We start from the raw sequence: 13,319 nt of genomic DNA on the forward strand, positions 1-13,319 counted from the left end.
GCGGGCCTCGTGCGCCTGCTGCAGCAGCAACCGAAAAGGCTCATCGCCGACCACAGGAACAGGAGTGCCGAAGCCATGAGGAATGAGACGGACGCCTTCAGGGAGATGACCGTCGACTATGTCGAGTGGTACGTGGACGACATCGAACGCGTGCTCACCTGGCTCGTCGACGGCTACGGTTTCACCGTGCGCGCGACGTCGGCGCCGAACAGCGCGCCGACCCGCTCGGTCAACGTCGGCCAGGGCGGCATCGAACTGCTGCTCACGGAATCCAGCGACGAGGAGCATCCCGCGCGCATCTACGCGCAGCGGCACGGCGATGGCATCGCCGACATCGGCATCCGCGTGCCGGACGCCGCCGCAGCCTTCGCCGAGGCCGTGCGGCGCGGCGCGCGCCCGCTCACCGCCCCGGTCACGAGGGGTTCGGTGACCACCGCGACGATCGACGCGTTCGGCGACGTGACGCACACGTTCGTGCAGCGACCGGACGACGCGGTCGTCGCCGACGTGCGCGGCCTCACCCCGGTGCCGGACGACGGTGGGGATGGCGCCTCGGCGACCGGGCTGCGCCGGCTGGACCATCTCGCGGTCTGTGTGGAGCCCGGCCGGCTCGACAGCACCGCCGAGCACTACCAGCGGGTGCTGGGCTTCGACGTCACCCTCACCGAGCGGATCGTGACCGGCAACCAGGCGATGCTCATCAAGGTGGTGCAGAGCGCGTCGCGCGCCGTCACGCTCACCCTGGTCGAGGCGGACGCCCATCTCGGTTCCGGTCAGATCGACGAGTTCCTCAAGAACCACGACGGGGCCGGCGTGCAGCACATGGCCTTCAGCACCACCGACATCCTGGAAACGGTCGACCGCCTGCGCGACCGCGGCGTCCAGCTGCTGTCGACGCCGGCCGCCTACTACACCGCGCTCGCCAACCGGGTGCACCCGAAGCGTCACCCCGTCGAGCAGCTGCGGGACCTGAACATCCTGGTGGACGAGGACCACGACGGCCAGCTCTACCAGATCTTCGCCAGGTCCGTACACCCGCGGAGGACCATTTTTCTGGAGATCATCGAGCGCGCCGGCGCGACCACGTTCGGCAGCTCGAACATCAAACACCTGTACAACAGCGTCGAAGCGCAGCGCGTCCGGTTCGCCGACTGACAGCCCGCAGCCGGAAGGGCGGCCGTCGCAACGACGGCCGCCCTTCGTGTGCCGGTGACCGCCGGAACCGGTCGGAGCCGGGCACCACCGCCGGCCGGACGTCACACCTTGACGCCCCGTTGCCTCATGAGCTCGGCGATGTCCGCCACCGTGTCGAGTTCGAGCAGCTCCTCGTCGGTGATGTGGATGCCGTACCGCTTGCGCAAGGCCAGGGACAGCTCGACGACGGCCAGCGAATCGATGCCCACGTCCTCCCGGCTCGCGTCGGGGTACACGTCGTCGGCGTCCAGGAGCAGGTTCTCCGCCATGATCGTCTTCAGGATCTCGTACATTGCGCCCCTCCGGGGGTGGTAGCTGGATGCCTACGCGTCATGGATGTCGAGCTCAGGCCAGGTCAGCGTGGTGGCCCCCCAGGTGAGGCCGCCACCGAACGCGGTGAGCAGCACCCGCTGGCCCGGCCGCAGGGTTCCGGCCAGCGCCGCCTGGGCCAGCAGGACCGGAATCGAGGCGGCGGCGGTGTTGCCGACCTCGGCGACGTTCTGCAACACCACGTCCCGGTGCAGGCCCAGCAGCTCGACCAGCGTGGCGCTGATCCGCGCGTTCGCCTGGTGGGCGATCAACCGGTCGATGTCGCCGAGCCGCCAGCCGGCTGCGGCCAGCGCATCGGTCGCCGCCTCGGCCATCCGGCGGGTCGACTGGCAGTACACCTCGCGGCCCTGCATCTGGAAGTACTGCGAGTCGCCGGCCGGCGGCCCCCACATCGGGTGCCGGGAGCCGCCGGCCTGCACGAGGATGAGTTCGCTGCGGTCGCCGTCGCTGCCGAGCACCAGCGGACCGATGGCGCCCGGCTCGCCGACCGCGCCGCGGCGCAGCACGACGGCGCCGGCCCCGTCACCGAACAACGGCTGGGTCGTCCGGTCGTCCGGGTTGAGCAGGGTGGAGAAGGCGTCCGCAGCGATCAGCAGGACCCGCTCGGCCACGCCGGCGGCGATGAAGCCGGCCGCGGTCGCCAGGCCGTAGAGGAACCCGGAGCACACGGCGGAGACGTCGAGGGCCGCCACGCCGCCGAGGCCGAGGCGCGCCGCGACCTCGGGGGCGGTGGCCGGGCAACGGTAGTCCGGGGTCGTGGTCGCCAGGACGACGGCGTCGACGGGGCCGCCGCCCGCGGACTTGAGGGCGGCCTTGCCCGCCTCGACGGCGAGGTCGGAAGTCGCCTCGCCCGGCCCGACCCAGCGGCGGCGGGAGATCCCGGTCCGCTGCACGATCCACTCCTCGGACGTGTCGAGCCGGGTGCACAGCTCCGCGTTGGTGACGACGCGGGCCGGCAGCCAGTGCCCGAGGCCGCAGATCACCGCGGCCCCGGCCTCGGCGCTCGTCACGACCGGCTCCCGCCCTGGGCCTCGCGCAGGGCCATCGCCACGTCCAGGATGAGGTCCTCCTGGCCCGCGACCACCTGGCGGCGGCCGAGCTCGAAGAACACGTCCCGCGGGTCGACGCCCTCCCGGGCGGCGATGTCCAGCACCGGCGTCTTGAACCCGGAGAACACCCCGGCCAGGCCGCTGACGATGGACAGCGAGTCGACGGCCGGCGGCTTCGGCATCAGCACCCGCTCAGCGAGGTCGGCGGCGTCCAGCAGCTTGTACAGGTCGACGCCGGTACGGTAGCCGACCCGCTCCAGCACCGGGACGAGGACCTCCAGCTGGGTGTTGCCGGCGCCGGCGCCGAAGCCCCGGGCGCACGCGTCGATGATGGCGGCGCCCGCGTCGGCGGCCGCGATGGAGTTCGCGACGGCCATGCCGAGGTTGTTGTGCCCGTGGAACATCACCGGCACGTCGACGGCGGAGCGGATGGTCTGGATGCGTTCGGTGACGTCGGCCGGGAGGTAGTGCCCGGCGGAGTCCATGATGCCCACGCCGGTGGCCCCGAACCCGACGAGCATCGCGCACTCCTCGGCGAGCCGCTCCGGCTTGGCCATGTGGCTCATGAGGAGCACCGCGTGCGCCTCGACGCCCTCGTCGCGCAGGAAGCCGAGGTGGCGTTCGGCGAGGGTGCCCTCGGTGCAGTGGGTGCCGATGCGCACCAGATCGGCCCCGTGCACGATGGCGTTCTTGATGTCGTCGGTGGTGCCCCAGCCCGGGAGCAGGAAGACCGCCAGCTGGCTGTCGGTCAGCGCTTCGCGGGTGATCGACAGCATCTCGTCGTCGCTGAGCCGGGCCCGTCCGACCTGCAGCGAGGAGGCGCCCAGCCCGTTGCCGTGGCCGACCTCGACCACGGGGATGCGCGCGGCGTTGGCGGCCTCCGCATACGCCCGCAGCTGCCCGGCGTCGAGGTTGTGCCGCACGGCGTGGTGGCCGTCGCGCAGGCTCGGGTCGTGAATCTGGATCGGCTTGCCCTGGACGACGTCCTGGCCGGTTGTCTCGCTCATGAATGCTCCACGCCTGCCATCGAAAGCCGGTCCGCCGCGTAGTGCTCCGCGACCCGGATCGCGGCGGAGTTGATGATGTCGAGGTTGCCGGCGAACCGCGGGATCTGGTCGCCGGACGAGGTGACCTCCACCGCGACGAAGCCCTGGCCGTCGTTCACGGTGCACGCCTTGACCTCGTAGCCGCCCGCGAAGGCCCGGATCCCGTCGGCGGCACCCGTCACCGCCTCGCGCAGCGACTCGGTGGTGAGGTTGCGGCCCAGCAGTGCCATCGAGACCCGGAAGGTCGGCGACGGCTTGGCCGGGCTGATGTTGACCAGGGCCTTGACGTCCCTGACGCCGGTGAAGGTCCGGACCGCCTCCGCCGTGGTGTCCACGTACTCATCGAGGTTGACCCGCGTCCCGTGGCCGATGCTCAAGGTGGCCGCCGTTGTCACGACCTCGATGTACTCGATGTCGTGCGTCTTCGCGATCGCGTGCAGGATCGGCACCGACGTCTGCCCGCCGCAGCTGACCATGCTGAGGTCCCGGTACGACCCGATGTCCGCCCGGTTGACGGTGGGGAAGACCATCTGCCCGACACGGCTGGGCGTCAGGTCGACGAGCAGGGTGCCGAAGGGCAGCAGCTTCTCGGCGTGCTCGGCGTGGTAGGCCGCGCTCGTGGCGTCGAAGACCACGTCGAACGGCCGATCGCTCTCGACCAGGGACTGGATGCCGTCGGCCGCGACCGGTACGCCGAGCCGCGCCACCTGCCGCAGGCCTTTGGTGGCCTCGTCCCGGCCCACGACCAGCCGCATGTCGAGATGGTCCGAGCGTATGACCTTCGTTACCAGGTCGACGCCGATGAGGCCGGCGCCGAGCACCGCCACGGAGAGCCGGCCGGCCGCCTTCCGGGAGTCGTGGTGGTTCATCCGTCACTCCTGACGCTTCGGGCTGTACATGACCGCAGCAGCGGTTGGGCGGTTCGGGAAACACGGGTCGCGTTCACCGGGCGTCCCGGCCGTCCGGTCGGGCGCCCGTCTTGTAGGCCAGCGTGAGGCCGTCGAAGACAGGCAGCATGCTCAGTTCGACTCGCTTGTCGTGGCGCAGTGCGGAGTTCAGCGCGCGCATCGCGTCGATCTCCGGATCGCTCTCGCCCGGCCGGGCCACGTTGCCGGTCAGGAGCACGTTGTCGATGACCATGAGGCCGCCCGGCCGGAGCAGCTCGAGGCAGCGCTCGAAGTACAGGGGGTAGTTCTCCTTGTCGGCGTCGATGAACGCGAAGTCCACCGTGCCGGCCCGGCCGTCGGCCAGCAGCGCGTCCAGGGTCTGGATCGCGGGACGCAGTTCGAGCTGGATGCGGTCGGCGACGCCGGCCCGTTCCCAGAACGGACGCCCGATGGCGGCCCACTCCTCGTTGTAGTCGCAGGCGATGACCCGGCCGCCGGGCGGGAGCACGCGGGCCATGGCCAGCGTGCTGTACCCGGTGAACACGCCCAGCTCCAGGACGGTGGTGGCGGACGTCAGGCCGACGAGGAAGCCGAGCAGCTGCCCCTGTTCCGGTGCCACCGCCATCCGGTGCTCGAACACCTGCGAGACCGTGGCCATCCGCAGCTCACGCGCGATGTCATCCTCGCGCAGCGACACATCCATCACGTACTGCTGGATCTCTTCGTCCAGCGTCAGGTGCACGAGCACCGGTTCTCCTCGCGGGTCGGCGATGCGGTCGCGTCAGGCGACGGCGTCGCGAGGCGTGTTCTGGTACGCCGCCAGCCGCCACTCGCCGTCGCGCCGCACGACCGTCCACGAGGCGCGGATGGCCTGCTTGTCCGACACCTCGGTCTCACCGGGCTCCAGGACGCCGCCGGCGGTCAGCAGCACGCCCGCGTCCGGGCCGAGGAAGCGGCTGCCGACAGGCCGGCCGGTCACCTGGGTGCCGCGGTACTGGTTCTGGAACGCATCGGTGAAGTAGTCCAGGATTTTCGTCCGGCTGTCGCAGTACGTGCCAGCGAGGATCATCGTGCCGTCCTCGACGAAGAGGTTCGCGATCGTCTCGGCGTCGCCGTGCGCCCAGGCGGCGATCATGCGCTGGGTGAGGGCGGCGATGGCGGCCATGTCGGCCTGCGTGGGCTGGGCGATGGTCGACGTCATGTCGTGCTCGCTTCCGGCTAGATGTACAGGGTGTTGGGTTCGAGCCCGCACAGGGCGCGGCCGTACAGTTCGAAGTTCGTGTTCGGGTGCATCAGCGCGTGCAGGTTGATCGCCTGGATGTCACGGGCGAAGCGCTGCACCGGTACGTCGAGATACATCGACGACCCGCCGCTGGCGCCGGCGAGGATGTCGACCGCCTCGCGCGCCAGCCCGCACACCGCGCCCATGTCCGCGCGGGCCCGCGCCCGCTCGTCGAGCTTCCACTCCGAGCCCTCGACGCCCTTGGCGTCGACGAGGTCGGCGAGCCGATGCGCGTGGAACTGCGCCTGGTCGACCTTGAGCGTCGCCTGGGCGACCTGCAGGTGGGTCAGCGGCGCGTCACGCTGGCTGTCGTACCCGGTGTAGGTGATCTTCCGGCCGGGGAGGCGCTTGAGGAATACGTCGCGGGCGCCGCTGGCGATGCCGAGCGCGGTACCGACCGACGATGCCGACGCGACCGGCAGCAGCGGCGCCCGGTATATCTCGGCCTCGGCGTTGCGCTTCGACGCCGACCGGCCCTGCAGGATCGCCGGCAACGGCAGGACGCGGGCGTCCGGGACGAACAGGTCCTTCGCCACCGTGCTCACACTGCCCGAGCCGCACAGGCCGCCGGTCGCCCAGTCGTCCACGATGTGCAGATCCGACATCGGCACCAGCGCCACCACCGGATACGGGTCCCCGTCGTCCGGGACCAGCACGGAGATGGTGATCTGCCAGTGACTGTGCAGGGCACCGCTGATGAAGCCCCACTTGCCGTTCAGCACCACGCCGCCCTTGGCCGGCTTCGCGAACGCCGTCGGGCTCAGCGTCCCGCACACCCGCACGTCGGGTGTCGCGAACACCTCGTCCTGCACCTCGTCCGGGAACAGGCACGCCATCCAGCCGGGAATCCACGACACGGACGCCACCCACGACGACGACCCGTCCGCCCGCCCCAGCTGCGTCGCCACCTCGACCAGCGTCCGGGTGTCCGCCTCGAAGCCGCCGTACCGCTTCGGCACCCGCAGCCGGAAAACCCCCGCCGCCGCCAGTGCCTCCACTGTCTCGTCGTGCAACCGCCGATGCCGCTCCTGCCACACCGCGTGACGACGCAGCACGGGACCTACCTCGACCGCACGGCGTACCAACTGCTCCCGCGTCGCAACCTCGGTCACCACCGGCGTCCTCCCAGTCGAATTCAGCAATCGTCACCGGGAGCCGCAGCACCCGATCAGCAACCATGCTCGCGGCAACACGCGCCGGGCCTCATCTCCGACGTTGCGAGAGCGGGCCGGGCCGGGCCGAGCAACGACGAAGGTGAGCCCGACCTGGGTCGCGAGCAGCATGTTGCAGAGCATGCGCGCCCGATCGCATGAGGAGTGCGACGCACGTTCGGGAAGTGCCGAGCCAGATGGAGAATGGCATGACAGCATGTTCGATTCCCGCCCGGTTTGCCGAGCAGGTCGCGCGGACGCCGAAGTCCGCAGCCGTGTCCGATGCCGCGAGCGGGGTTGACCTGACGTACGAGGAGCTCGATCAGCGGGCCAACCAGCTGGCCCATCACCTCATCGGGCGCGGGGTCGGTCCGGAGGACCGGGTCGGGGTACTGATGGAGCGGTCCGCCGATCTGGTGGTGGCGCTCCTGGCGATCCTCAAGGCCGGCGGGTCGTACCTGCCGGTCCACGAGGCCGACCCGGCCGACCGGCGGCAGTGGATCGTGGACAACGCGGGGCCGGTGGTGCTGCTGGTCGACGACGCGACCCGCGCAGCCGGTGTGCCCGGGGGCGTGCCGGTCGTCTCGGTGACCGACTCGGAGGTCGTCGCCGAGCCGGCCACCGACCCGGGCGTGCGCATCCACCCGGGTCAGCTGGCGTACGTCATCCACACGTCCGGATCCACCGGTCAGCCCAAGGGTGTCATGGTGACCCAGCAGGAGCTGGTGCGGCTGCTCAGCGACCCGCAGTGGGTGTTCGAGCGGCACGAGCGGGTGCTGCTGTTGGCGCCGTACGCCTTCGACGTGTCTTCGTACGAGATCTGGATGCCGCTGCTGCACGGCGGCCAGGTCGTCGTCGCGCCGCCCGGGCGGATCGAGCCTGCGTCGCTGCGCGAGCTGATCACCCGGTACCGCATCACCGGCCTGCACCTGACGGCCGGACTGTTCCGGGTCCTCGCCGAGGAGGCCCCGCAGACGCTGAGCGGCCTGCGCGAGGTCCTCACTGGCGGTGACGTGATCGCGCCGACGGCGGTGCGTCAGGTGCTCGAGGCCTGCCCCGGCCTGGTGATCCGCGCGATGTACGGCGCGACGGAGGGTTCGGTGTTCTCCACGCACCACGTGCTGACCGGCGGCGCGGAGGTCGGCAAGGTCGTGCCGATCGGCGACGCACTGACCGGCATCACGATCCACATCCTCGACGAGCGGCTCGCGTCCGCGCCGGCCGGTGACGTCGGCGAGATCTACCTCGCCGGTGAGGGCGTCGCCCGCGGCTACCTCGACCAGCCGGCCCTGACCGCCTCGCGGTTCGTGGCCGACCCGCACGGGCCGGCCGGGTCCCGCATGTACCGCACGGGTGACATGGCCCGCCGCACCGCCGGGGGCGTGATCGAGTTCGCCGGCCGGGAGGACAGCCAGGTGAAGATCCTCGGCTTTCTCGTCGACCTGGCCGAGGTGGAGGCGGCGCTGGCCGGCTACCCGGGCCTGGCCCAGTTCGTCGTCCTGGCGCACGAGCGCGAGGACGGCAACAAGCAACTGGTCGGCTACGTGGTGCCGGAGGCCGGCGGGCTCGACCTGGCCGCGCTGCGCGCGCACGCCAAGACCAAGCTGCCCGGGTACATGACGCCGTCGGTGTTCGTCCGGCTCGACGCGCTGCCGCTGACCGCGAACGGCAAGCTGGACCGCGCGGCGATGCCGGAGCCGGACTTCGAGCAGGTGCTCGCCTCACGCGCGCCGCAGACCCAGCTGGAGCACATGTTGTGCGAGCTGTTCAGCACGCTGCTGGAGGTACCCGACGTCGGCATCGACGACAGCTTCTTCGAGCTCGGTGGCCAGTCGCTGCAGGCGATGCGGCTGTGCAGCCGAATCGGGGCGGCCGTCGGCGTAGGGGTCTCGATGAACACGCTGTTCGACTCTCCGACCGTCGCTCAGCTGACGGCGTACATCGACGCCCGGCGCGGCCCGAAGCAGGAGCCGGTGGCCACCCGATGAGTGGGCAGACCCGGCCGCTGACCGGCGCCGAGTACCTCGAGAGCATCCGCGACGACCGGGAGATCTACTTACATGGCGAGCGGGTCGCCGACGTCACCACGCATCCGGCGTTTCGCAACCCCGCGCGGATGATCGCACGGCTCTACGACGCGCTGCACGATCCGGAGCATCACGACGTGCTGACCACCGCCACCGACGCCGGCGGTCCGGGCGGTTACACGCACCGCTTCTTCACCACCCCGCACACCGCCGCCGACCTGGTCGGCGACCAGCGGGCCATCGCGGCGTGGTCCCGCCTGACCTACGGCTGGATGGGGCGCAGCCCCGACTACAAGGCGTCGCTGCTGGGCACGCTCGGCGCCAACGCCGCCTTCTACAACCCGTTCGCCGACAACGCGCGGCGGTGGTACCGGGAGTCGCAGGAGAAGGTCCTGTACTGGAACCACGCGATCGTGCATCCACCCGTGGATCGGCACCGGCCCCCGGACCAGGTCGGCGACGTCTTCGTGCACGTCGAGCGGGAGACCGACAGCGGCGTGATCGTGAGCGGCGCGAAGGTGGTCGCCACCAACTCCGCGCTGACGCACTACAACTTCATCGCCCACACCGGCCTGCCGATCAAGGATCGCAAGTTCGCGATCGTGGCGACGGTGCCGATGGACGCGGCGGGGCTGAAGCTGATCTGCCGCCAGTCGTACGCCGCCGCAGCCGAGCGGACCGGCAGCCCGTTCGACTATCCGCTGTCGTCGCGTATGGACGAGAACGACTCCATCCTGGTGCTCGACAAGGTCCTGATTCCGTGGGAGAACGTCTTCATCTACGGCGACGTCGACAAGGTCGGCATGTTCGGCGGGCACTCGGGCTTCGTCGAGCGGGCGATGTTCCACGGCTGCACGCGGCTCGCGGTGAAGCTCGAGTTCATGGCCGGGCTGCTGGCCAAGGCCCTGGACATCACCGGCGCCGGCGACTTCCACGGCGTGCAGACCCGGCTCGGCGAGGTCCTCGCCTGGCGGAACCTGTTCTGGGGGCTGTCCGACGCGGCGGCGCGCAACCCGGTTCCGTGGCGCGACGGCGCGGTGCTGCCGAACCCGGACTACTGCATGGCGTACCGCTGGTTCTCCCAGGTCGGCTACGCCCGGGTCCGGGAGATCGTGCTCCAGGACGTCGCCAGCGGGCTGATCTACCTGCCGTCCAGCGCCAAGGACTTCCGCCACGACGAGGTCAGGCCGTACCTGGACACCTACCTGCGCGGCTCGCACGGCGTGGACGCGGTCGAGCGGGTGAAGGTGATGAAGCTGCTCTGGGACGCGGTCGGCACCGAGTTCGGCGGGCGGCACGAGCTCTACGAGCGCAACTACTCCGGCAACCACGAGAACACCCGGATCGAGCTGCTGCGCGGCCAGATGGGCGACGGGAAGCTCGACGGCTACCGCGAGTTCGTCGAGCGCTGCCTGGCCGAGTACGACCTCGACGGCTGGCAGGCCCCCGACCTCGCCTCGCTGCAGATTCCCGCGCGCTAGGCGCACCGGACCGGGGTACCGCCGCAGCGCCCCTCAACCGAGAAGATGGAGCAACATCGTGAGCCAGCCGAAACACCTCGCCCGCACCGACGGCCAGTATCCGTTGGCGCTCCGGCAACAGGACCCGACCGGCGCGGCGCGCGCCCCGGAGGACGTCCTCGCGCTGACGCTGCGCGTCCAGGGTCCGTTGCGCGTCGACTGTCTCAAGGGCGCGCTGGAGGACGTGGTGACGCGGCACGAGGCGCTGCGCACGCGGATCCAGTACGACGAGGAGGATGGCAGCCTCGGGTACCAGGAGGTCCTGCCGCCGCTGCCGGTCCCACTCACCGTGGTGGACGCTGTGGCGAAGCCCGGCCGGTCCCGCGACGAGATCGCCGTCGACCTGGCCAACCTCCTGGCCACCGAGGGGATGCCCTACACCCTCACCCCGTCGGTGGTGGCCACCCTCCACCGCTTCGACGACCACGACGCGGTACTCACCCTGCTCGTGCACCACCTCTACATCGACGGCTGGTCGGCCGGCATCCTCCAGCGCGAGCTCGCGGTGTGCTACCGGGCCCGGGCGACCGGCATCCCGCACACACTGCCGGCCCCGGCCCCGTTCCGGGAGTTCGCGACCTGGCAGCAGGAGTTCCTGCAGAGCGAGAAGGCCGCCGCCGCCCGCCGCTTCTGGCTGGACAACCTGGCCGGCGCCGAGCTGTGCACCGTGCCCGCGGACCGGCTGCACGGGCCGGACACGCAGGCGCCGCAGTGCGCGGTCAGCAACTTCGCACTCGCCCCCGAGCGCTTCGCGCGCGTCACCGCGAGCGCGGCCAAGCACCGCTGCAGCGTCTGGCATGTCCTGCTGGCCTCCGTCATGGCGTTCACGGAGGAGGCGTCGGGCCGTACCGACATCACCCTGCTGACGGTGAGCAGTGGCCGGCCGGCCCGGGCGTTCTACGACACCATCGGGCTGTTCGCCGACCTGGTTCCGGTCCGCCTGCGGTTCGCGGACTGCACGACCTATCTGGACCTCATGCGCCTGGCCCGCAAGGCGAGCGCGGAGGCCCTGCAGCACCAGCTTCCGATCGGGCTGATCCTCGGGATGTTCCCGGGCCTGCTGGAGGCCGTCGGCGACCCGCGGGCCCTGGTGCCCGGCTTCAACTACATCAGCGTGCCGGTCGCCGGGGACGAGACGAAGTTCACCGTCAGCTTCGAGCAGGTGCATCCGCCGGAGGAGCTGCCCGGCACGTTCCTGCGCGGGGCGTTCAAGTGGAACTTCCGCGTCGTGCCGCCGGGCGAGCTGCGGTGCGCCGTCGAGTACGAGCCCGACGCGGTCGATGCGAGCACGATCGAACGTTGGGGCACGGACTTCATCGACCGGCTGCTCGCGATGGCCGACGACCCCGGCCAGCCGTGGAAGCGCGCGTAACACCGACCTGACACCCGTCACCGCATCCCGAGGGGATTCCATGGCAGACTCGAACGCGACCGACGAGCCGGTCACCATTGAGGTGTGGCTCGCGGTCAGCCCCGGCGACGTCCTGCAGGGCCACGGCGATCCGCTGGCCCAGGCCGCCGAGTCGTTCAACCGGGCCCACCCGCAGCATCAGGTCCGCACCCGCAAGATCGAGGCGCACCTGCTGCCGGAGGAGGTCGCCAACGCTGTCGCGGCGGGCAACCCGCCGGACATCGCGGAGTACTACTCGCTGTCGACGCAGACGGCGCTGGACACCCGGGCCGCCGACGGAGAGCCGTACTTCGTGCCGGTCGAGCGGGCCATCGCGGGCCGGGCCAAGATCCTCGGTGAGCCGGTCGTGGTCGACGACCTGCTGCCCGCCGTGCGCCGGCACTACAGCGTCGGCGGCGAGCTGGTCTCCATGCCGACCTTCGTGTCGAGCAACATCCTGTGCGGCAACAAGGCCATGCTCGACGCCGCCGGCGTCACCCGGATGCCGCAGACCTGGCAGGAACTCACGGCTGCCTGCGCGGCCGTCGCCAAGCTCCCGGACGGGCCCGGGCATGCCGTCACCTGGCCGAACTACAGCTGGCTCATCCACATGGAGCTCGCCGGGCAGGGCGGGCTGCTCAGCGACAACGGCAACGGCCGCACCGGCCGGTCGACCCGGGTCCGGCTCGACTCCCCCGAGCTGCTCGACTACGTACGGTGGTGGAAGCATCTGCACGACAGCGGCTTCTACCTGCCCACCGAGGAGATGCACTACGTCACCGCGATGCAGGCGTTCCTCCGGCAGGAGGTCGCGTTCGCGGTCACCACCACGGCCGTCGCGAAAATCCTGCCCGACATGGCCCGGGGTGCCGGCTTCGAGCTCGTCGCCGGTGGGCTCCCCCGCCGTGACGCACGGTCCTCTCCCGGCGGCGTCCTGGGCGGCGGCTCCTTCTTCCTCGCCGCCGGCCTGCCCGAGCGGCGGCGGGACGGTGCGCTGGCCTACCTGCAGCACCAGCTCAACCCGCAGCACGCGATCGCCCGCCTGGACGACGACCCGAACCCGATGACCTCGCTGCCGATCACCGAGACGGCGTACCGGCACGCGATGGCCGGCACCTGGGCCGAGCCGTTCCCCGGCTTCCGCGCCGCCGCCGAGCAGGTCGCGAGCGCCGCCGACACGCCCGCGGCCGCCGGCGCGGCGCTCGGCAACTTCAGCAACATCAACCTGGCGCTCACCAAGGCGATCGAGGACGTCATCCGCAACGGCGCCGACCCGGCGATCCGGCTGCGGGCCGCCACCGAGCAGGCCCAGGCGGCGCTGGACCGGCACAACGCCGCGGCCCTCGCCGACCCGCCGCGGACGCCGGCCGAACTCAGGGCGGACTGAGTCACCGTTGCCCGTCCCAACCCGCGAGGGCCGCATCGACCTGGTCGATGCGGCCC

12 protein-coding genes are annotated in these 13,319 nt (G+C 71.0%); 5 read left to right on the forward strand and 7 right to left on the reverse strand.

Going from position 1 to position 13,319, the window contains the following annotated elements:
- Positions 1–9: 9 nt before the first annotated feature.
- Positions 10–1,155 carry a 4-hydroxyphenylpyruvate dioxygenase gene (hppD, locus tag ACFT41_RS27210; protein WP_377589084.1) on the forward strand — a complete coding sequence of 382 codons (1,146 nt, stop codon included), beginning with the start codon at positions 10–12 and terminating at the stop codon, positions 1,153–1,155.
- A 101-nt stretch (positions 1,156–1,256) separates the two neighbouring features.
- Here the strand turns inward: hppD and ACFT41_RS27215 are convergent, their stop codons facing one another.
- From ACFT41_RS27215 to ACFT41_RS27245, 7 genes are all read right to left on the reverse strand, one after another.
- On the reverse strand, positions 1,257–1,487 hold the full coding sequence (locus tag ACFT41_RS27215) for an acyl carrier protein (RefSeq protein ID WP_377589083.1): 231 nt from the start codon (positions 1,485–1,487) through the stop codon (positions 1,257–1,259).
- Between the two features lie 30 nt (positions 1,488–1,517).
- Positions 1,518–2,534 (reverse strand): beta-ketoacyl-ACP synthase III, encoded by a 1,017-nt coding sequence (locus tag ACFT41_RS27220; protein WP_377589082.1) that lies wholly within the window; start codon positions 2,532–2,534, stop codon positions 1,518–1,520.
- Positions 2,531–3,580, reverse strand: coding sequence for a 4-hydroxy-2-oxovalerate aldolase (dmpG, locus tag ACFT41_RS27225; RefSeq protein WP_377589081.1), 1,050 nt, complete (start codon positions 3,578–3,580; stop codon positions 2,531–2,533). The genes ACFT41_RS27220 and dmpG overlap by 4 nt, the downstream gene beginning before the upstream one ends.
- Complete coding sequence (locus tag ACFT41_RS27230) at positions 3,577–4,488, reverse strand: acetylating acetaldehyde dehydrogenase (protein WP_377589080.1); 912 nt, start codon at positions 4,486–4,488, stop codon at positions 3,577–3,579. The genes dmpG and ACFT41_RS27230 overlap by 4 nt, the downstream gene beginning before the upstream one ends.
- A gap of 73 nt (positions 4,489–4,561) precedes the next feature.
- Positions 4,562–5,254 (reverse strand): O-methyltransferase, encoded by a 693-nt coding sequence (locus tag ACFT41_RS27235; protein ID WP_377589079.1) that lies wholly within the window; start codon positions 5,252–5,254, stop codon positions 4,562–4,564.
- Positions 5,255–5,287: 33 nt separating this feature from the next.
- The gene (locus tag ACFT41_RS27240) at positions 5,288–5,707 is read right to left on the reverse strand and encodes an SgcJ/EcaC family oxidoreductase (protein WP_377589078.1); all 420 of its coding nucleotides are present in this window, start codon (positions 5,705–5,707) and stop codon (positions 5,288–5,290) included.
- Positions 5,708–5,724: 17 nt separating this feature from the next.
- A complete protein-coding gene (locus tag ACFT41_RS27245; RefSeq protein ID WP_377589077.1) occupies positions 5,725–6,903 on the reverse strand; it encodes an acyl-CoA dehydrogenase family protein in 1,179 nt (392 codons plus the stop codon).
- A 245-nt stretch (positions 6,904–7,148) separates the two neighbouring features.
- On the opposite strand from ACFT41_RS27245, the gene ACFT41_RS27250 reads away from it, so the two are divergent.
- The 4 genes from ACFT41_RS27250 to ACFT41_RS27265 are packed head-to-tail and all read left to right on the forward strand — an operon-like array spanning position 7,149 to position 13,263.
- On the forward strand, positions 7,149–8,927 hold the full coding sequence (locus tag ACFT41_RS27250; RefSeq protein WP_377589076.1) for an amino acid adenylation domain-containing protein: 1,779 nt from the start codon (positions 7,149–7,151) through the stop codon (positions 8,925–8,927).
- A complete protein-coding gene (locus tag ACFT41_RS27255) occupies positions 8,924–10,447 on the forward strand; it encodes a 4-hydroxyphenylacetate 3-hydroxylase family protein (protein ID WP_377589074.1) in 1,524 nt (507 codons plus the stop codon). Before ACFT41_RS27250 ends, ACFT41_RS27255 begins: the two co-directional genes overlap by 4 nt.
- A 58-nt stretch (positions 10,448–10,505) precedes the next feature.
- The gene (locus ACFT41_RS27260; protein ID WP_377589072.1) at positions 10,506–11,858 is read left to right on the forward strand and encodes a condensation domain-containing protein; all 1,353 of its coding nucleotides are present in this window, start codon (positions 10,506–10,508) and stop codon (positions 11,856–11,858) included.
- 40 nt (positions 11,859–11,898) lie between these two features.
- Positions 11,899–13,263 carry an ABC transporter substrate-binding protein gene (locus ACFT41_RS27265; protein WP_377614025.1) on the forward strand — a complete coding sequence of 455 codons (1,365 nt, stop codon included), beginning with the start codon at positions 11,899–11,901 and terminating at the stop codon, positions 13,261–13,263.
- The last annotated feature ends 56 nt before the right edge of the window (positions 13,264–13,319 follow it).

The organism is Micromonospora sp. NPDC057141 (genome assembly GCF_042670805.1).
Classification (GTDB): Bacteria; Actinomycetota; Actinomycetes; order Mycobacteriales; family Micromonosporaceae; genus Micromonospora.